Annotated in this window: 17 protein-coding genes; 3 read left to right on the forward strand and 14 right to left on the reverse strand. The window is 69.8% G+C overall.

Annotation, left to right across the window (positions count from 1 at the left end; translation table 11 throughout):
• Window positions 1–12: 12 nt before the first annotated feature.
• The 5 genes from ACFY01_RS19465 to ACFY01_RS19485 form a co-directional block, all read right to left on the reverse strand.
• Window positions 13–990 (reverse strand): helix-turn-helix transcriptional regulator, encoded by a 978-nt coding sequence (locus tag ACFY01_RS19465; RefSeq protein WP_390736940.1) that lies wholly within the window; start codon window positions 988–990, stop codon window positions 13–15.
• Window positions 991–1118: 128 nt separating this feature from the next.
• The gene (locus ACFY01_RS19470; RefSeq protein ID WP_355930588.1) at window positions 1119–1499 is read right to left on the reverse strand and encodes an FKBP-type peptidyl-prolyl cis-trans isomerase; all 381 of its coding nucleotides are present in this window, start codon (window positions 1497–1499) and stop codon (window positions 1119–1121) included.
• Between the two features lie 92 nt (window positions 1500–1591).
• Window positions 1592–2605: an FKBP-type peptidyl-prolyl cis-trans isomerase gene (locus tag ACFY01_RS19475; protein WP_390736941.1), complete on the reverse strand. Its 1014-nt coding sequence runs from the start codon at window positions 2603–2605 to the stop codon at window positions 1592–1594.
• Window positions 2606–2757: 152 nt separating this feature from the next.
• Window positions 2758–4119, reverse strand: coding sequence for a Pup--protein ligase (gene pafA / locus ACFY01_RS19480; protein WP_055622880.1), 1362 nt, complete (start codon window positions 4117–4119; stop codon window positions 2758–2760).
• Window positions 4120–4128: 9 nt separating this feature from the next.
• Window positions 4129–5388, reverse strand: coding sequence for an MFS transporter (locus ACFY01_RS19485; RefSeq protein WP_390736942.1), 1260 nt, complete (start codon window positions 5386–5388; stop codon window positions 4129–4131).
• A 114-nt stretch (window positions 5389–5502) separates the two neighbouring features.
• Here ACFY01_RS19485 and ACFY01_RS19490 point away from each other — a divergent pair, with 114 nt between their 5' ends.
• Window positions 5503–6519, forward strand: a complete 1017-nt coding sequence (locus ACFY01_RS19490; protein WP_390736943.1) for a LacI family DNA-binding transcriptional regulator — start codon at window positions 5503–5505, stop codon at window positions 6517–6519.
• A 102-nt stretch (window positions 6520–6621) separates the two neighbouring features.
• Here ACFY01_RS19490 and prcA read toward each other — a convergent pair whose 3' ends face one another.
• The 6 genes from prcA to arc form a co-directional block, all read right to left on the reverse strand.
• Window positions 6622–7374, reverse strand: a complete 753-nt coding sequence (prcA, locus tag ACFY01_RS19495; RefSeq protein WP_390736944.1) for a proteasome subunit alpha — start codon at window positions 7372–7374, stop codon at window positions 6622–6624.
• Between the two features lie 58 nt (window positions 7375–7432).
• Window positions 7433–8278, reverse strand: a complete 846-nt coding sequence (gene prcB, locus ACFY01_RS19500; RefSeq protein ID WP_390736945.1) for a proteasome subunit beta — start codon at window positions 8276–8278, stop codon at window positions 7433–7435.
• Window positions 8230–8673 (reverse strand): endonuclease VII domain-containing protein, encoded by a 444-nt coding sequence (locus ACFY01_RS19505; RefSeq protein ID WP_390736946.1) that lies wholly within the window; start codon window positions 8671–8673, stop codon window positions 8230–8232. The genes prcB and ACFY01_RS19505 overlap by 49 nt, the downstream gene beginning before the upstream one ends.
• A gap of 192 nt (window positions 8674–8865) precedes the next feature.
• Window positions 8866–9084: a ubiquitin-like protein Pup gene (locus ACFY01_RS19510; protein ID WP_058079921.1), complete on the reverse strand. Its 219-nt coding sequence runs from the start codon at window positions 9082–9084 to the stop codon at window positions 8866–8868.
• A gap of 200 nt (window positions 9085–9284) precedes the next feature.
• Entirely contained in the window at window positions 9285–10796 is a 1512-nt protein-coding gene (gene dop, locus ACFY01_RS19515) for a depupylase/deamidase Dop (RefSeq protein WP_390736947.1), read from the reverse strand.
• 232 nt (window positions 10797–11028) lie between these two features.
• Complete coding sequence (arc, locus tag ACFY01_RS19520; RefSeq protein ID WP_361804345.1) at window positions 11029–12795, reverse strand: proteasome ATPase; 1767 nt, start codon at window positions 12793–12795, stop codon at window positions 11029–11031.
• A 243-nt stretch (window positions 12796–13038) separates the two neighbouring features.
• Between arc and ACFY01_RS19525 the strand changes: the two genes are divergently transcribed.
• On the forward strand, window positions 13039–13344 hold the full coding sequence (locus ACFY01_RS19525) for a ferredoxin (RefSeq protein WP_390736948.1): 306 nt from the start codon (window positions 13039–13041) through the stop codon (window positions 13342–13344).
• Between the two features lie 65 nt (window positions 13345–13409).
• On the opposite strand, the gene ACFY01_RS19530 is transcribed toward ACFY01_RS19525, so the two are convergent.
• From ACFY01_RS19530 to ACFY01_RS19540, 3 genes are all read right to left on the reverse strand, one after another.
• Window positions 13410–13991, reverse strand: coding sequence for a hypothetical protein (locus tag ACFY01_RS19530; protein ID WP_390736949.1), 582 nt, complete (start codon window positions 13989–13991; stop codon window positions 13410–13412).
• A 264-nt stretch (window positions 13992–14255) separates the two neighbouring features.
• Complete coding sequence (locus ACFY01_RS19535) at window positions 14256–15158, reverse strand: tRNA (adenine-N1)-methyltransferase (RefSeq protein ID WP_390736950.1); 903 nt, start codon at window positions 15156–15158, stop codon at window positions 14256–14258.
• Between the two features lie 50 nt (window positions 15159–15208).
• The gene (locus tag ACFY01_RS19540) at window positions 15209–17062 is read right to left on the reverse strand and encodes a site-2 protease family protein (protein WP_390736951.1); all 1854 of its coding nucleotides are present in this window, start codon (window positions 17060–17062) and stop codon (window positions 15209–15211) included.
• A 185-nt stretch (window positions 17063–17247) separates the two neighbouring features.
• On the opposite strand from ACFY01_RS19540, the gene ACFY01_RS19545 reads away from it, so the two are divergent.
• Entirely contained in the window at window positions 17248–18285 is a 1038-nt protein-coding gene (locus ACFY01_RS19545; RefSeq protein ID WP_390736952.1) for a RecB family exonuclease, read from the forward strand.
• Window position 18286: the final 1 nt, after the last annotated feature.

Raw genomic sequence — 18286 nt, forward strand, 5'->3', positions numbered from 1 at the left:
TTCCGCTCCCCCTCAGCCCTTGGCCACGGCACGCAGCCGGTCCACCACGTCGGCCCGCAGCTCGGCGGGCTCCAGGACCACCACGTCCGGACCGAACTCCACCAGCCAGGCGTCCAGACCGTGCCCGTACGGAATCTCCAACTCGTCCCAGCCGTCCCCGAGTTCCCGCACCGAGGTGGCTTTCGCCCGAAGGGGGTAACCGGCGTCCGAACGCAGCCGGATCAGGGCCGTGCGATCGGCGATCTCGCCCGCCCAGCTCGCCACGGTCTCGCGGACGGTGACCACGTCGGGGACCGGGGCGGTGAAACCGTTGCCCCGGGTACGCACCTTCCCGGTGATCCGGGACAGCCTGAACACGCGCTCGGCGCCCCGGTCGCGGTCCCATCCCGCCAGGTACCAGTGGCCGCGCCAGCACTCCAGCGCCCACGGCTCCACAAGCCGGGGCTCCGGGTGGGCCGCGGAGGCCTTGCGGTACTCGAAGACGACCGGGCGGCGGTCGCGGCAGGCCAGCATCAGCGGCTCGAAGGCGGCCTCGTGCACCGGGATGCGCGGCTCCAGGGCGCCGTGCGCCTCGTACGGGTCGACGTCCTCGGGCAGGCCGGCCGCGCGCAGCTTCTGGAGGGCGCCGCTGGCCGCGCCGGCCAGCCGGGCCTGCTGCCAGACCTTGGCGGCCAGACCCAGGGCGGCGGCCTCCTCGGCGTCCAGGGTGATGGGCGGCAGACGGTTGCTGTCGCGGCGGGCCAGGTAGCCGACCTCACCGTCGATGTTCTCGACGGTCTCGATCACCAGCCCCAGCTCGCGCAGGTCGTCCTTGTCGCGCTCGAACATCCGGCTGAAGGAGTCGTCGGATCCCGCCGCGCCCTTGTCCGGCCTCCCCGCCTCGACGTAGGCCTCGATGGAGTCACGCAGCTCGCGCTTGCTGAGCGGCCGGCGTGTACCCAGCAAGCACAGCGCCAGGTTCATCAGCCGCTCGGCCTTGGCAATGGCCATCGACGCCCTTCGCCTTCCCTATGGTGGTTCCAACCGATGACCGTACCGCTCCGGAGCGTCGCGGCAAAAGCCGATGCAAGACCGAGGGCCCATGCGGACAGCACGGGCCCTCGTTCGACCAGGATCGGTCAGCGCTTGGCAACGCCCACCAGGTCGCAGACGAAGATCAGCGTCTCGCCCGGGGCGATCCGGCCACCGGCACCCCGGTCGCCGTACGCGAGGTGCGCGGGGATGACCAGCTGGCGGCGACCGCCGACCTTCATGCCCTGCACGCCCTTGTCCCAGCCCTGGATGACCTGGCCGACACCGAGCTGGAAGTCCAGCGGGGTCCCGCGGTTCCAGGAGGCGTCGAACTCCTCGCCGGTGGAGAACGCGACGCCCACGTAGTGAACCTTGACGAAGTCACCAGCCGCGGCGACCTCGCCGTCCCCCTCCCAGATGTCCTTGATCTCGAGGTCGGCCGGGGGCTCGCCGCCCGGGAAGTCGATCTCGGGCTTCTCGATGTTCACGTCTAAAGCTCCTGCTTGTGTACGACTCGGAACCCGGACAGTCTTTCACCTTCGGGCCGCTCGCGCCCGCGCCGGGCGCACCACGGGGCGCCCTACATCGCCGCCAGGATGTCCACGGTGAACACCAGAGTGGAGTCCTTCTTGATGGGGCTGCCGCTCGGCGGGTTGTCGCCGTAACCCTGGTCCGGCGGCACCACGATCAGGACCCGGCTGCCCACCTTCTTGCCCGTGACGCCGTCGGCCAGGCCCTTGACGACCTGCCGCATCTGCTCCAGCGAGAGCTGACTCAGCCGCCCGGTGCCGTACGTCGCGACGAACGGCTTGCCCTTGTCACCCTTCTTCCAGACCAGTCCCTGGAACTGACACAGAATGGTCTGGCTCGCCTTGACCTCGGGCCCGTCGCCCTCCAGGACGTAGTTCGACACGAGCTTCTTCGGCGGATCCGGCTGCTGGATGTCGACCGAGGGAGCGGTGCCGTCCGTGTTGGTACCGATCTTCGGCAGACTCGCGTCGTTCTGCGCGACCGGCTTGCCCTTGCTGGAGCTCTTGGAGTTGAAGGAGTCCACCAGGTCGACGACGAAGACCAGCGTGTCCGTGCCCTTGATGCCCGCGTCCGGGTTACCGGACTTGCCGTATCCCCAGGTCGGCGGGACGGCCATCTCGATCCGGCTGCCGACCTTCTTGCCCGCCAGGCCATACCGCCAGCCGTCGATCAGGCTGCCCTGGGCGAGCTGCATGACCAGGGGCGTCTTACGGTCGTAGGAGTTGTCGAAGACCTTCGCCGTGGCCCAGATCTGGCCCAGGTAGTTCGCCACGATGAAGTCGTTCTCCGCGACCACGCGGCCGCTGCCCGCGATCGCCGTCCTGACAGCCAGGTTCTTCGAGGGCTCCCCCGTGCCCTTCGCCACCGTCGGCTTCTCACCGAACTTCGTGCCCGCGGTGATGGTGGGCAGCGGCCCGTCCACGATCTTCGGCGGCGGGACGGAGGAGGGGGAGGCCGACGGCGACGCGGAGGCCTTGCTCGATTCGGACGAGCCGTCGCCGCAGCCGGCGAGCGTGACCAGTCCTGCGGGTACGGCGGCAAGGAGGAGGGAGCGTCGGCGCACGGGGGGAGCCTCGTAATCGGTCGATCTTGTGGTTGGCGTGCGCGCAACTCTACGGCGTGACACGGGCGCCGTACGGAAAACGTACGGCGCCCGTGTCACGTTCCCGCATTGAAGTGCGGAAACGCTTCAAACACTCGGCGTGAACGCCCGGCTCACATTCCGGCGATCAGCTTCTCCACCCGGTCGTCCACCGAACGGAACGGGTCCTTGCACAACACGGTCCGCTGCGCCTGGTCGTTCAGCTTCAGGTGCACCCAGTCGACCGTGAAGTCCCGGCGCTGCTCCTGCGCCCGCCGGATGAAGTCGCCGCGCAGCCGCGCCCGAGTGGTCTGCGGAGGAACCGACTTGCCCTCGAAGATCTTCAAGTCGTTGCAGATCCGGGTCGCTTGACCCTTCTTCTCCAGCAGGTAGTACAGGCCACGACGACGGTGGATGTCGTGGTAGGCGAGGTCTATCTGGGCGACCCGCGGATGCGACATCGTCATGTTGTGCTTGGCCCGGTACCGCTCGATGAGCTTGTACTTCATCACCCAGTCGATCTCGGTGCCGATACGGTCGAGGTCCTCGGTCTCGATCGCGTCCAGCGTGCGGCCCCACAGCTCCAGCACCTGCTCGACGGTGCCGGTACGGATACCGCGGCGCTCACAGAAGTCCACGGCCTTCTCGTAGTACTCCCGCTGCACCTCCAGCGCGGAGGCCTCCCGGCCGCTGGCCAGCCGCACCTTGCGCCGGCCGGTGATGTCGTGGCTGACCTCGCGGATCGCCCGGATCGGGTTCTCCAGGGTGAGGTCCCGCATCACCGTGCCCGCCTCGATCATGCGCAGCACCAGGTCGGTGGCGCCGACCTTGAGCAGCATGGTCGTCTCGGACATGTTCGAGTCGCCCACGATGACGTGCAGGCGGCGGTAGCGCTCGGCGTCCGCGTGCGGCTCGTCGCGCGTGTTGATGATGGGACGGGAGCGGGTCGTCGCCGAGGAGACGCCCTCCCAGATGTGCTCCGCCCGCTGGCTGACGCAGTACACCGCGCCACGCGGGGTCTGGAGCACCTTGCCGGCGCCGCACAGCAGCTGCCGGGTGACCAGGAACGGAATGAGGATGTCCGCGAGCCGGGAGAACTCCCCGTGCCGGGCCACCAGATAGTTCTCGTGGCAACCATAGGAGTTGCCCGCCGAGTCCGTGTTGTTCTTGAAGAGGTAGACGTCGCCCGCGATTCCCTCCTCGTGCAGGCGTCGTTCCGCGTCCACCAGGAGTCCTTCGAGAATGCGCTCGCCGGCCTTGTCGTGGGTGACCAGTTCGGTCACATTGTCACATTCGGGTGTCGCGTATTCCGGATGTGACCCCACGTCGAGATAGAGGCGGGCGCCGTTTCGCAGAAAGACATTACTGCTGCGGCCCCATGACACGACACGGCGGAAGAGGTACCGCGCCACCTCGTCAGGCGACAGGCGGCGCTGTCCCCTGAACGTGCACGTGACGCCGTACTCGTTCTCCAGCCCGAAAATGCGGCGGTCCATGAGTGAACATTACGCCCGATCCCCCGAGCTGAAACGGGGTTCGGCAGCACGATTTGGATCATTTTCCGATGAAGACGCAACGACCGCACCCCCGGCGGGAGCTGCGAGGACCCGCCCGGTGGCCGCCAGGACCAGCAGCGACACCGCACCCGCCGCACCCGGCACGGCGAAACCCCACAGCGCGCCACCCGCCTCGACGACCGGGCCCGCCAGGCCCGTTCCCACCGACGCGCCCACCGTGAACGTCGTCACCAGCCACGAGAACGCCTCCGTGACCGTCCCCCTCGGCGCGTGCCGGTCCACGATGATGAACGCACAGGCGATGCACGGCGCGAGAAACACCCCGGAGACCGCCGTCAGCAGCACCATCGCCACCGCGCCCGGCATCAGCATCAGCGGCAGATAACACACCGCCAGAAGGCCGACCAGCACCCTCAGTCGCCGCTCGGGCACACCGGCCCACTGCCGCGCCCCGTACACCGTGCCGCCCACCAGCGCGCCCAGGCCCAGCGCCGCCATCAGCCAGCCGTACACCGCGTCCCCGCCGTGCCCGTCGGCGTACGGCACCGAGGCCACCGTGATGGAGCCGAGCGCGACACCCACGAACAGGAAGGCACCCAGCAACGCCAGCAGGCCCGGCGAACGCAGGGCGCCGAGCCAGTGCGCCTCACGAGGAGCCGACCGCCACGCGCGCGAAGGCGCCGAGACGACCACCGAGAGCGCGCCCAGCACCCCCACGGCGTTCAGGACGAGCAGCGCGGCCCGCTCGTCCCACAGCGACACGCACAGCGTCACCAGCAGCGGGCCGACCGTGAACATGACCTCCTGGGCCACCGCGTCCATCGCGTACGCCGTGTGCACCTGCTCCTCCCGGCGCAGCACCGACGGCCACAGGGCACGCAGACCGCCCTCCAGGGGCGGGGTGAAGAGCCCGGCGGCCGCGACGGCGGCGTAGGCGAGCGGCAGCGGGTCGGTACCGGAGAGGGCGAACACCGTCATCGCCAGGGCCGAGACCACCGCGGCGGGCAGCTGCACACGCGGCTGACCGTGGAGGTCCACCAGCCGGCCGAGCACCGGCTGCCCCACGGCGTTCGCGACGCCGTAGACCGCCGCCAGAGCCCCGGCGAGGCTGTACGTGCCGCCCTGGCCGCGGACGAACAGCACCAGCGCGATGGCCGCCGTGGCATTCGGCAGACGGCCCACCAGGGTGCCCGTCAGCAGCCGGACCGCGTGCCTCGCCCTGAGGATCTCCAGGTATCCCGCGGCCATCGACTGCCTCCAAGTTTTACGTATAACGTCGACTTTCCATACGTACCATGTGCGCTGTTCACGCGTCCAGACGAAGGACCGGGGCAACGAACCAGCCGAAGGAGCGCACCCACGGTGGCACCCAGCAACACGCGCCCGACAAGCCGTGACGTCGCCCAGGCCGCCGGAGTCTCACAAGCAGCCGTCTCACTCGTCCTCGGCGACAAATGGCGCGGCCGGGTGTCGGCGGCCACCGCCGAACGCGTCCGGGAAGCCGCACGCGACCTCGGCTACCGGCCCAACCTCGCCGCCCGCAACCTGCGCCTCGGCCGCACCCGCACCGTCCTCCTCGTCGTCCCCGCCCTCACCACCGAATTCTTCGCCGGCGTCTACACGGGTGCCGCCCGCGTCGCCGCCCAGCACGGCTTCGGCGTCGTCCTCTACCCCTCCCCCGAAGGCATCGGACCCGCCCGCGACCCCTTCGCCTCCGCCTCAGCCGCCCTGGACGGCGTCATCGCCTCCTCCATGGCCGCCGACGCCCTCACCGCCATCCGCGGCGACCAACTCCCCCTCGTCATGCTCGACAGCGACCCCGACGGCAGCCTCGGCGCCGCCACGGTCAACCTGGACATCGCGGACGGCGTACGCCAGGTCGCCGAACACCTGCTCGGCCTCGGCCACCGGCGCTTCCTGCACCTCGCCGCGGACGTCGCCTCCTGGACCTTCGAGGTACGCGCACGTGAACTGGCCGCACACGTTGGCACCGCCCCTGGCACCGACATCCGCACCGTCCACGCCCCCATCTCCATCGAAGGCGCCCTCACCGCCACCACCACCGCCCTGACCGGACCAGGCCCCCACCCCACCGCCCTGGTCTGCGACGACGACAAACTCGCCGCGGGCGCCTACAAGGCCCTGCGCCGCCTCGGCCTGCGCATCCCGGACGACATCTCCGTCACCGGCCTCGACGACCTCGCCCTCGCCACCGCCATCGACCCCGAACTGACCACCGTCCGCCTGGACGCCGAGCTCTTCGGCGAACGCGGCATGCACGCCCTCCTGGCCGTCCTGGACGGCCGTCGACCGGAGGGCGGGGACATACCGGTGGAACTGGTGGTACGGGGCTCCACGGCGCCGCCACGCGCCACCTGAAGCCACCTGAACCGCCTGACGGAAACCGACACCCCCTGACGCCACGCGCCCCGGCCGAAAGATCGGCCGGGGCGCGTGACGGGCGGAGTGCGGGACAAGGACCTACTCCTCCTCGGAGCCTTCCTCCTCGGCGCTCTCCGCCTCCGTGCTCGCGCCGTTCGCCGCCAGCAGCCGGGACAGCTGCCGGCCGACGATCCGCTTGAACTTGCGCTGCTGCGGCCGCGTACGGTCCAGCACCGCCACCTCCAGGCGCTCGGCGGGAATCTCCCGCTCGGTGCCGTTGGTGTCACGGGACAGGGCCTGCACCGCCAGCTTCAGCGCCTCGGCCAGCGACATACCGTCCTGGTGACGCTGGTCGAGGAAGCTGCTGATCTGCTCGGCGTTGCCGCCGACCGCGACCGAGCCGTGCTCGTCCACGATCGAACCGTCGTGCGGCAGGCGGTAGATCTGGTCACCCTCCGGTGTCTCCCCCACCTCGGCGACCACCAGCTCCACCTCGTACGGCTTCTCGGCCGCGCTGGAGAAGATCGTGCCCAGCGTCTGGGCGTAGACGTTGGCCAGGCCCCTGGCCGTCACGTCGTCCCGGTCGTAGGTGTAACCGCGCAGGTCGGCGTAGCGCACGCCACCGATCCGCAGGTTCTCGTACTCGTTGTACTTGCCGGCGGCCGCGAAGCCGATCCGGTCGTAGATCTCGCTGAACTTGTGCAGCGCGCGGGACGGGTTCTCACCGACGAAGACGATGCCGTCGGCGTACTGGAGCACCACGAGGCTGCGGCCACGGGCGATGCCCTTGCGGGCGTACTCCGCCCGGTCGGCCATGGCCTGCTGGGGTGAGACATAGAACGGCGTCGACACCGGTTATCCGTCCCTTTCTGTGGAAGTCACTGCGATCACCTGGGCAAGGGCCTGACGGCTACAGCAGCGCGGCCCGCGGACCGTCGGGCTGCTCCAGCCGCCGCTCGAGAATCGAACGGGCGATCTCCGACGACTCGTCGTCGGTGAGCCGGCGGAAGCCGTCCTCGGTGATCACGGTGACGATGGGGTAGATCCGGCGGGCGACATCGGGACCACCGGTCGCCGAGTCGTCGTCAGCCGCGTCGTACAGGGCCTGCACCACGAGCGTCGTGGCCTGGTCCTCGGTCAGGTCCTCACGGAACAGCTTCTTCATGGCACCGCGCGCGAAGATCGAGCCGGAGCCCGTCGCCGCGTAGCCGTGCTCCTCGGAGCGGCCGCCCGTGACGTCGTAGGAGAAGATGCGGCCCTTCTCACGGTCGATGTCGTAACCGGCGAAGAGCGGCACCACGGCCAGGCCCTGCATGGCCATGCCGAGGTTGGAACGGATCATGGTCGACAGCCGGTTCGCCTTGCCCTCCAGCGACAGCTGGGCGCCCTCGACCTTCTCGAAGTGCTCCAGCTCGAGCTGGAAGAGCTTGACCATCTCCACGGCGAGACCGGCGGTGCCGGCGATGCCGACGGCCGAGTACTCGTCCGCCGGGAACACCTTCTCGATGTCCCGCTGCGCGATGACGTTGCCCATGGTGGCCCGGCGGTCACCGGCGAGCACGACGCCCCCCGGGAAGGTCACGGCGACGATGGTGGTGCCGTGGGGCGCCTCGATGACGCCCTGGGTGGGGGGCAGCTGCCGGTTGCCCGGGAGCATCTCCGGCTGGTGCTCGGACAGGAAGTCCATGAAGGAGGAGGATCCTGGCGTCAGGAAGGCAGCTGGTAGACGCCCGGTGCTACGAGTGTTGGCTTCCACGCGTTTCCTTCCACGTAAGCAGCAGCCCGCCTTATGGCATCGGGCTGGTCCTTGAACTGCCCCAGTGCGGCGTTGCAGCTGAAGCACAGTACGCCACGGACCCTACCCGTCTCATGGCAGTGATCCACATGTGCGGGCGGAGCCGCAAGACATATGCAGCAGACGCCCCCTTGGGAGGCGATCAACTCGTCGCGCTCGGCTTCGGTGAGGCCGTACTTGCGCTTGAGGTGGCCGCTCCGGTTGTCCACCACGCGGCAGTCACGGCACCGCGAGGCCAAGCCGTCAGGAGCCGATCTCCTCTGATGCCAGTGAGAATGCGACTTCGCTTCCCCGCATCCCTGGCAGTACTTGTGGCCCGTGGGGATCGCACCCGGCGACGGCACGGTTCTACCCATGGCCTCCTGGCGCTTCCGGTCCGAACGAGCAGCGCAATCGCGGCAGTGATGCTGAAGGCCGTCCAGGTTGGAACGCCTTGCCGCGAAGGCTGCGCGCGGCTTGACTCCTCGACACCGCACGCAGCGCTTCACATCCGACTCCCCCAGCACTGCCCGATCTCCGTTCACCTTCGTTTTGAAGGAAAACCGTGCTTACTGGCCACCTTTTTGAACGAAGGACCGCACGAAATCCTCGGCATTCTCCTCGAGGACGTCGTCGATCTCGTCCAGCACGGAGTCCACGTCATCGCTCAGCTTCTCGTGCCGCTCCTTGAGGTCCTCCGAGCCCTGCGCGTCCTGCGCCTGCTCCTCGACCTCCTCCGTGGAGCGCGTCGCCTTCTGCTGGCCGCCGCCGGTGTCCTTGGTTGCCATAACCCTCACCCCGCTCAGTTCGCCCGACATGGTCGACAGGTCGGCATTCCTGCCGATCGGTGATGATCAGACCCTACAAGCCGGGTCCGACATCGGCCCCGCAGTTCGTACAACGTGCGGGGGCCACCTCGATGATTCCCGGGCGGCGGGATTTCCACCCTGCCCGCCCGGGCCGGTCCGAGTACCCGGAGAAGGCCCGCTCAGCCGCCTGACAGGACCCTGACCAGGTCTTCCGCCGTGCGGCAGCGGTCCAGTAGTTCCTTGACGTGATTTCGCGTTCCGCGAAGTGGTTCGAGGGTTGGAACGCGCTGGAGGGAGTCCCGTCCGGGCAGGTCGAAGATGACCGAGTCCCAGGAGGCCGCCGCGACGTCGTCGGCGTACTGCTCCAGGCAGCGCCCGCGGAAGTAGGCCCGGGTGTCCTCCGGCGGCTTCGTACGGGCCCGCTCGACCTCCGCCTCGTCCAGGAGCCGCTTGATGCGCCCGCGGGCCACCAGACGGTTGTAGAGGCCCTTCTCGGGCCGTACGTCGGCGTACTGGAGGTCCACCAGGTGCAGCCGGGCGGCGTCCCAGTCGAGGTCGTCGCGGCGGCGGTAGCCCTCCATGAGTTCCCGCTTGGCCACCCAGTCGAGCTCCCCGGCGAGGCTCATGGGGTCGTGCTCGAGCCGGTTGAGGGTGTCCTCCCAGCGGGACAGGACGTCCTTGGTCTGCTCGTCGGCGTCCGCGCCGAAGCGTTCCTCGACGTATTTGCGCGAGAGCTCGAAGTACTCCATCTGGAGCTGGACGGCGGTGAGTGTCCGGCCGCTGCGCAGGGTGACCAGGCGCTTGAGCGTCGGGTCGTGGGAGACCTGGTGGAGGGTGCGCACGGGCTGGTCGACGGCCAGGTCGACGGCGATGAAGCCGTCCTCGATCATGGACAGGACCAGGGCGGTCGTGCCGAGCTTGAGGTAGGTGGAGATCTCGGAGAGGTTGGCGTCGCCGATGATCACGTGCAGGCGGCGGTATTTCTCCGCGTCCGCGTGGGGTTCGTCCCGGGTGTTGATGATCGGGCGCTTCAGGGTCGTCTCCAGGCCCACCTCGACCTCGAAGTAGTCGGCCCGCTGGCTGAGCTGGAACCCGTGTTCGTGGCCGTCCTGGCCGATGCCGACGCGGCCGGCGCCGGCGAAGACCTGGCGGGAGACGAAGAAGGGCGTGAGGTGGCGCACGATGTCCGAGAACGGGGTTTCCCGCTTCATCAGGTAGTTCTCGTGCGTGCCGTAGGAGGCGCCCTTGTTGTCGGTGTTGTTCTTGTAGAGGTGGATCGGCTGGGCTCCGGGGAGCTGGGCGGCCCGTTCCGCGGCCTCGGCCATGATCCGCTCGCCGGCCTTGTCCCAGAGGACGGCGTCGCGGGGGTTGGTGACCTCGGGGGCGCTGTATTCGGGGTGTGCGTGGTCGACGTAGAGGCGCGCGCCGTTGGTGAGGATCACGTTGGCGAGGCCGATGTCCTCGTCGGTGAGCTGGCTGGAGTCGGCGGCCTCGCGGGCGAGGTCGAAGCCTCGGGCGTCCCGCAGCGGGTTCTCCTCCTCGAAGTCCCAGCGGGCCCGGCGGGCCCGGTGCATCGCCGCGGCGTAGGCGTTGACGATCTGGGATGAGGTGAGCATGGCATTGGCGTTGGGGTGGCCGGGGACGGAGATGCCGTACTCCGTCTCGATGCCCATTACTCGCCGTACGGTCATGCGGCCCTCCTTGCCCGGCAGCGCCCTCGGTCGTGGACGCCGCTCAAGTACCGCTGGCGCTCCGGTGCGTGTGCGGTGCCCGTCCCCGCACTGCGCGACTCGGCGGTAGGAAAGAGCCTAGAACGCCTTTGCGCTGGTGGGGAGATCATTTGCGTCATTTGCCTGCTCCGGCCGTGCCCGAAAAGCAGTCGGCTGCGGGTACCCGTGGAGGGCACCCGCAGCCGCCCTGTTTTTACAGGTACTGCCCGGTGTTCGCCACCGTGTCGATGGAGCGCCCGGTGTCCGCGCCCTGCTTTCCGGTGATGAGGGTGCGGATGTAGACGATCCGCTCGCCCTTCTTCCCGGAGATGCGGGCCCAGTCGTCGGGGTTGGTGGTGTTCGGCAGGTCCTCGTTCTCCTTGAACTCGTCCACGCAGGCCTGGAGGAGGTGGGAGACGCGGAGGCCCTTCTGGTTGTTGTCGAGGAATTCCTTGATCGCCATTTTCTTGGCGCGTCCGACGATGTTTTCGATCATGGCGCCGGAGTTGAAGTCCTTGAAGTAGAGGACTTCCTTGTCACCATTGGCGTAGGTGACCTCCAGGAATCGGTTTTCCTCGGATTCGGCGTACATGTGCTCGACCGCGGTCTGGATCATGCTCTGGACCGTGAGGGACTTGTCGCCCTGGTGCTCGCCGAGGTCGTCCGCGTGCAGCGGGAGGCGTTCGGTGAGGTATTTCCCGAAGATGTCCTTGGCCGCTTCGGCGTCCGGACGCTCGATCTTGATCTTCACGTCGAGCCGGCCGGGGCGCAGGATGGCGGGGTCGATCATGTCCTCGCGGTTGGAGGCGCCGATGACGACCACGTTCTGGAGGCCTTCCACGCCGTCGATCTCGGCGAGGAGCTGCGGGACGATGGTGTTCTCCACGTCCGAGCTGACGCCGGAGCCGCGGGTGCGGAAGAGGGACTCCATCTCGTCGAAGAAGACGATCACGGGGGTGCCCTCGCTGGCCTTCTCACGGGCCCGCTGGAAGACGAGGCGGATCTGCCGCTCGGTCTCGCCGACGTACTTGTTCAGGAGCTCGGGGCCCTTGATGTTGAGGAAGAAGCTCTTGCCGGCGGCCTGGCCGGTGACCTCGGCGACCTTCTTGGCCAGCGAGTTGGCGACGGCCTTGGCGATGAGCGTCTTGCCGCATCCGGGGGGTCCGTAGAGCAGGACACCCTTGGGCGGGCGCAGTTCGTGCTCCTTGAACAGGTCCGGGTAGAGGTAGGGGAGCTCGACCGCGTCGCGGATGGCCTCGATCTGGCCGCCGAGGCCGCCGATCTGCTCGTAGCCGATGTCGGGGACCTCTTCGAGGACGAGTTCCTCGACCTCGCTCTTGGGGACCACTTCGTAGACGTAGCCGGAGCGGGGTTCGAGCAGCAGGGCGTCGCCGGGGCGGATGGTGACGTCCAGCAGCGGCTCGGCGAGCCGTACCACCCGTTCCTCGTCGGTGTGCCCGAGCACCAGGGCTCGCTCGCCGTCCTCGAGGATCTCCTTGAGGGTGACGATGTCCCCGACGCGCTCGTACTCCATGGCCTCGACCACGTTGAGCGCTTCGTTGAGCATTACTTCCTGGCCGCGCCTGAGGTCGTCGAGTTCGACGCTCGGGCTGACGTTCACCCGGAGCTTGCGGCCGCCGGTGAAGATGTCGGCGGTGCCGTCCTCGATGGCCTGTAGGAAGACGCCGAAGCCGGCCGGCGGCTGGGCGAGCCGGTCGACCTCTTCCTTGAGGGCCACGATCTGGTCGCGGGCCTCGCGGAGTGTGTTGGCGAGTCGCTCGTTCTGGGCGGACACGCCGGCCAGGTTCGTCTGCAGCTCGACGATCCGCTCTTCGAGAATCCTCGTGTGTCGCGGAGAGTCGGCGAGCTTGCGTCGCAGGACGGCGATCTCCTGCTCAAGGTAGGCGATCTGCCCGGCCGGGTCGTCGGACCCTCGTCCCGGGCGGATGCCGCGGTTCATGTCGTCGTCGTGGGCTGCCACGGTCCTCACCTCCTCCAAGGGGAGCTGGACGCTTCCAGACCCTACCTGGGTGGGTGTCGATTGAAACCCCTAGATCACAAAGACTGTCAAGGAGTGTCCGATCTTCACCCTTGCGCTCTCCCTCGCATCAGGGGGATACCCACCGAACATGATTGGGAAGCCGCCGCAGGTAGGGTCGAGACGTTCAACACCCGTCAGAGCTGGCCTGATTCCCGTCGGCTCGGCGTTCAAACGGCAGGAGAGATGACCGTGCAGCAGGAGACCCGAAGCGGCGGCGAGGCGCTGGAGGTCTGGATCGACCAGGATCTGTGTACGGGCGACGGTATCTGCGCCCAGTACGCGCCGGAGGTGTTCGAGCTGGACATCGACGGCCTGGCTTACGTGAAGGGCCCGGACGAGGAGCTGTTGCAGGCCAGGGGGGCTGCAACGCCCGTTCCCCTGCCGCTTCTCACTGATGTCGTGGATTCGGCGAAGGAGTGTCCGGGCGAGTGCATCCATGTGCGTCGGGTTTTGGACAAGGTGGAGGTGTACGGCCCTGACGCGGAGTGATTTGGCGGGCACATGCCGTGAGCATTGTCTGATTTCTCACACGGTGTGCGCGCGGGGGGCCGGTTTCAGACGCTGTGGGCCTGGCCGGACGAGGAGCGGACGAACGTGTTCCCCTTCCACTGCCACTTGGCCGGGGTCTTGAGGTCCGGGCAGCAACTCGGTACGTCGGACGAGGAGTAGCCGAGCAGGGTGGCGGTGACGGCTCCGGCGCGGACGGTGAAGTCGGTGACGTTGAGCCGGTCCTTGGGGTCGACGAGGGTGGCGACGACGCGTGGCTTCCCGGTGCCGGCGGCGCGGGTGAGGACGTAGACGCCGTCGGGCGGGGTGCCCATGGCGGAGTCGCAGTGGACCACGGCGACCGTCTCGGGGTTGCCGTCGCCGTCGAGGTCTCCGGTCGCCCTCTTGGCCACCACGGCCTTCACGCGTCCGCATGCGAGGGGGAAGGCGACGCCCGCGGTGGCCGGTGGTGCGGCGGCCGCGGGAGCGGACTTCACTTCGGCGCCGGTGCCCGGCTGGGCGGCGGTGGCGGAGCCGGGCTGGAGCACCGAGGAGAAGGCCACGACACCGGCGACGGCCGTGGCGGTGGCTAGCCAGTGGATCGGACGGGGGTGGGCGTGAGCGAGTTCCGGGACGGCGGATTGCTGCACTAGGAGCGTCTCCTGTGAGGGCTGTGCCGGTGGGGTGGCCAGCATGGTGCCACACGTCACAGTTCGGGGGAACGGCAGGGTCAGGGGTTCCTCGGCCCGCGGGGCGCTCGGTTCCTGTTGCTCCGTCAACGCGCGGGCGCCCCGGCGGAGTTCCGGTCGGTCCCGGGAACTTCGCCGTGGCGCCCGTGCGTTGGTGCGGCTGGGCGGCAAATGCCGTCACAGGGGTGGCAATGCCGCAGAAGGGGGCGTTCGGAGGGTGACGGCTCAGCGGCCGGCGCCTCCGTCGGCGTTCGGTCCGGCGTAGTCCTCGCCGTAGGCGCCCTTGGCGGGGCGGCGGCGGCGCATGGGCGGCTCGACGCCGTCGGCGAGGCGGCGGGCGGTGAGGAGGAAGCCGGTGTGCCCGATCATCCGGTGGTCGGGACGGACGGCCAGGCCCTCGATGTGCCAGTTGCGGATCATGGTCTCCCAGGAGGTCGGCTCGTTGAAGCAGCCGATCTCACGGATGGACTCCACGGTCCGGGCGAGCTGGGTGGTGGTGGCGACGTAGCAGCACAGGATGCCGCCGGGCACCAGTGCCTTGGAGACGGCCTCCAGGCACTCCCAGGGGGCGAGCATGTCGAGGATGACGCGGTCGACGTCGGTGTCGGACAGGTTGTCCTGGAGGTCGCCGACGGTGAGCTGCCAGGCCGGGTGGGGGCCGCCGAAGTAGCGCTCGACGTTCTGCTTGGCGATGTCGGCGAAGTCCTCGCGGCGCTCGTAGCTGTGCAGCATGCCGTGGTCGCCGATGGCGCGCAGCAGGAAGCTGCTGAGCGAGCCGGAGCCGACGCCGGCCTCGACGACGCGCGCGCCGGGGAAGATGTCGGCGAAGGCGAGGATCTGCCCCGCGTCCTTGGGGTAGACGACGGCTGCCCCGCGGGGCATGGACAGGACGTAGTCGGGGAGCAGGGGGCGCAGCGCGAGGTAGGCGACGTTTCCGGTGGTGCGGACAACGCTGCCCTCGGGAGCGCCGATCAGTTCGTCGTGCGGGAAGGAACCCTTGTGGGTGTGGAAGTTCTTCCCGGCCTCGAGCGTGAACGTGTAGTGGCGGCCCTTGGGGTCGGTCAGCTGTACCTGGTCCCCGACCTTGAAGGGCCCGCGCCTGCGGGCGGCACCGGTCGGTTCGGACATGTGACCAGCCTACCGGCGTTTGCGGGGGGCGCTGACCACCGGCGGGGCTCCTAGGAGGACTGCGGGGTGGGCCGGGCCATCGCCTTGACGAAGGCGCGCTCCACGTCGGCGGCGGACAGGACGCCGTAGATCTCGCCGGTGTCCTCCACGACGAGGTACTCGGTCGCGGGGGTGGCGCGCAGGGTGTCGAGGAGGTCCTCGCCGGCCAGTTCCGCGGAGACGCGCATGCCGTCGGTGAGTTCCTGGGCGAGGCCGCTGACCGTGACCCAGGGGCGGCGGTGTTCGGGTACGCCGACGATGGCGGCCTCGCGGACGAGGGAGAGGGGGTTGCCTTCGGCGTCGACGACGACCAGGGCGCGGGCGCCGGCGGCGTTGGCGCGGCGCAGGGCCTCGGACAGCGGGGTGTCGGTCTCCACGGGGACGGCGCGGCGGGTGAGGTTGCGGGCGCGCAGTTCCGGCAGGTGTTCGCGGAGCCGGGCCATGCGCAGGCTGTTGCCGGCGCCGGTCCAGATGATCGCGGCGAGGATCGCGGCGAGCAGGGCGTCGGTGACGGTGTCCATGCCGACGTTGTCCTCGGCGGTGGTGCCGAGGGCGCCGGACTGGGTGAGCAGGGGGAGGCCGATGAGGACGGTGACGGCGAGGGCGCGGCCGAACCAGGCGGCGGCGATCGTGCCGCTCATGGGTTTGCCGGTGATCTTCCAGACGACGGCGCGGAGCATGCGGCCGCCGTCGAGGGGGAGGCCGGGCAGGAGGTTGAAGGCGGCCACGATGAGGTTGGAGACCATGAGGCCGGCGAGCAGGACGCCGGGGACGGTGCCGGGTTCGACGGGCAGCATGGCGAGGTAGAACAGCCCGGCGAGAACGAGGGAGAGCAGCGGGCCGACGAAGGCCAGCACGAACTCCCGTCCGGGGGTCTCGGCCTCCTTCTCGATCTCGGAGACGCCGCCGAAGAACTGGAGCTGGATGCGGCGGACCGGGAGTTTGAAGCGCAGGGCCGCGACGGTGTGGGCGAGCTCGTGGATCAGGACGGAGGCGTAGAAAGCGACGGCGAAGAAGAGGGAGACGAGGTAGCGGGCGGCGCCGAGTTCGGGCAGCACGCGGTCGAGCTGTCCGCCGAACACCCAGGTGATCAGCGCGGCGACGAGGAACCAGCTGGGCGCGACGTACACCGGCACGCCGAAGGGACGTCCCATGAGCAGTCCGCCGCCGGGTTCGCGGGGGCGCCGGGGCGGGCGGCCCCTCCCGGTACCGCTGTGGGCTTCGGAACGGCTGGCGCTGTCGCCGGGGTGCGGCCGGCCGGGCGCGGGCGCGCCGTGTGGCCGGAGGGTGTCCTGGCCGGCTTCCGGACGGGCCGGCGTGGAGTCGTGCTGCCGCTCGTCGGTGGCGGGGGTGGGGGGCTCGGGCGTGTCCGGGTGGGTGGCGGGCCTGCCGTCGGGCTCGTCGTGCGGGGTGGCCGCCGGGGCCGCGGGGATGTCCTCGCCGGACTCCGGACGAGGCCCGGAGGAGTCGCTCTGCCGTGCGTCAGCGACGGGGGCCGGCGGGCCGGCCGCGTCCCGGCCGGCAGCGGGCCTGCCGCCCGGCTCGTCGTGCGGGGTGGCCGCCGGGGCCGCGGGGATGTCCTCGCCGGACTCCGGACGAGGCCCGGCGGTGTCGTGCTGCCGCTCGTCGGTGGCGGGGGTGGGGGGCTCGGGCGTGTCCGGGTGGGTGGCGGGGGTGCCGTCGGGCTGTTGTTCGTCTGCGGCGGGGGGCGGGTCCTGTGCTGCGTCCGGGTCGGGGGTTCGGCCGGTGGCGGCAGGCGTCTGTCGCGGGCCGGGGCCGGTGGCCGGGGCCGTAGGGCCCGCGGGGTGCTCGGTCGGCTCGTCGTTGCCGGACCGCGGCTGCCCGCTCGCGCCGCTCACGTCCACGGTGTCCCCTCGTTCGAAGCGTCTTCCGCGTCTGCCGGGTGCCGGGCGGAAGGGTCTCGAGGTCGATGGTATGCGGCCGTCGTCGCGCGTTCCGCCCCGGCACCCCCTGTGTTCGGCCCGGCGTTGTCCACAGGTCCGGCCCGCGGCTGGGTGACTGTCAGTGGTGGGCCGTATGGTCTGTGGTCATGGACAGCAGCATCGAGGGCACGGCGGAAGCCGGGGGCGGCGCGGGCGCGGAGGCGGTTCCGCTGCTCACGGGTGGGGCGGAGACGACTGTGGCGGACACGGCGGCCGGGCGCCCCGTCGTGCCGCCCGCTTCCCTGTCGCCCTCGCGGGCCAGTGACTTCATGCAGTGCCCCCTGCTGTACCGGTTCCGGGTGATCGACCGGCTGCCGGAGAAGCCCAGCGAGGCGGCGACCAGGGGCACGCTGGTGCACGCGGTGCTGGAGCGGCTCTTCGACGCGCCGGCGGCGGAGCGGACGGCGCCCCGGGCCAAGTCGCTGATCCCCGGTCAGTGGGACCGGCTGCGGGAGACCAGGCCGGAGGTCGTCGAGCTGTTCGCGGACGATCCGGAGGGCGAGCGGCTGGCCCGCTGGCTGGGCGAGGCCGAGCGGCTGGTCGAGCGGTGGTTCACGCTGGAGGATCCGACCCGCCTGGAGCCGGCCGAGCGCGAGCTGTTCGTGGAGGCGGAGCTGGACTCGGGGCTGCGGCTGCGCGGGATCATCGACCGGGTGGACGTGGCGGCGACCGGCGAGGTGCGGATCGTCGACTACAAGACGGGCAAGGCGCCGAGGCCCGAGTACGCCGAGGGCGCGCTCTTCCAGATGAAGTTCTACGCCCTGGTCGTCTGGCGGCTGAAGAACGTGATCCCGCGCCGGCTCCAGCTGGTCTACCTCGGCAGCGGTGACGTGCTGACGTACGACCCGGTCCTCGCCGACCTGGAGCGGGTGGAGCGCAAGCTTCTGGCGCTGTGGGAGGCGATCCGGGAGGCGACGCGGACCGGTGAGTGGCGGCCGCGGCCGACGAAGCTGTGCGGCTGGTGCGATCACCAGGCGCACTGTCCGGAGTTCGGTGGCACTCCCCCGCCGTATCCCTTGCCGGTGGGGATGGCCGACGGGCTTTCGGCCGGGGGTCCGGGGGTTGCCCCCCGGGAGGCACAGTCGCTGCCGGTGAGGGCGGCCGAGTCGCGGGCCGTGCCGCAGGGCAGAATGGGGCCGGACTAGC

Source organism: Streptomyces sp. NPDC001480, from assembly GCF_042894725.1.
Taxonomy (GTDB): domain Bacteria; phylum Actinomycetota; class Actinomycetes; order Streptomycetales; family Streptomycetaceae; genus Streptomyces.

Coding starts and splice junctions, on each gene's coding strand:
- ACFY01_RS19505 (WP_390736946.1), bottom strand. CDS start 8,673: ATGGGTAGAACCGTGCCGTCGCCGGGTGCGATCCCCACGGGCCACAAG.
- pafA (WP_055622880.1), bottom strand. CDS start 4,119: ATGGACCGCCGCATTTTCGGGCTGGAGAACGAGTACGGCGTCACGTGC.
- dop (WP_390736947.1), bottom strand. CDS start 10,796: ATGACCGTACGGCGAGTAATGGGCATCGAGACGGAGTACGGCATCTCC.
- ACFY01_RS19545 (WP_390736952.1), top strand. CDS start 17,248: ATGGACAGCAGCATCGAGGGCACGGCGGAAGCCGGGGGCGGCGCGGGC.
- ACFY01_RS19485 (WP_390736942.1), bottom strand. CDS start 5,388: ATGGCCGCGGGATACCTGGAGATCCTCAGGGCGAGGCACGCGGTCCGG.
- ACFY01_RS19525 (WP_390736948.1), top strand. CDS start 13,039: ATGACCGTGCAGCAGGAGACCCGAAGCGGCGGCGAGGCGCTGGAGGTC.
- ACFY01_RS19535 (WP_390736950.1), bottom strand. CDS start 15,158: ATGTCCGAACCGACCGGTGCCGCCCGCAGGCGCGGGCCCTTCAAGGTC.
- ACFY01_RS19510 (WP_058079921.1), bottom strand. CDS start 9,084: ATGGCAACCAAGGACACCGGCGGCGGCCAGCAGAAGGCGACGCGCTCC.
- ACFY01_RS19465 (WP_390736940.1), bottom strand. CDS start 990: ATGGCCATTGCCAAGGCCGAGCGGCTGATGAACCTGGCGCTGTGCTTG.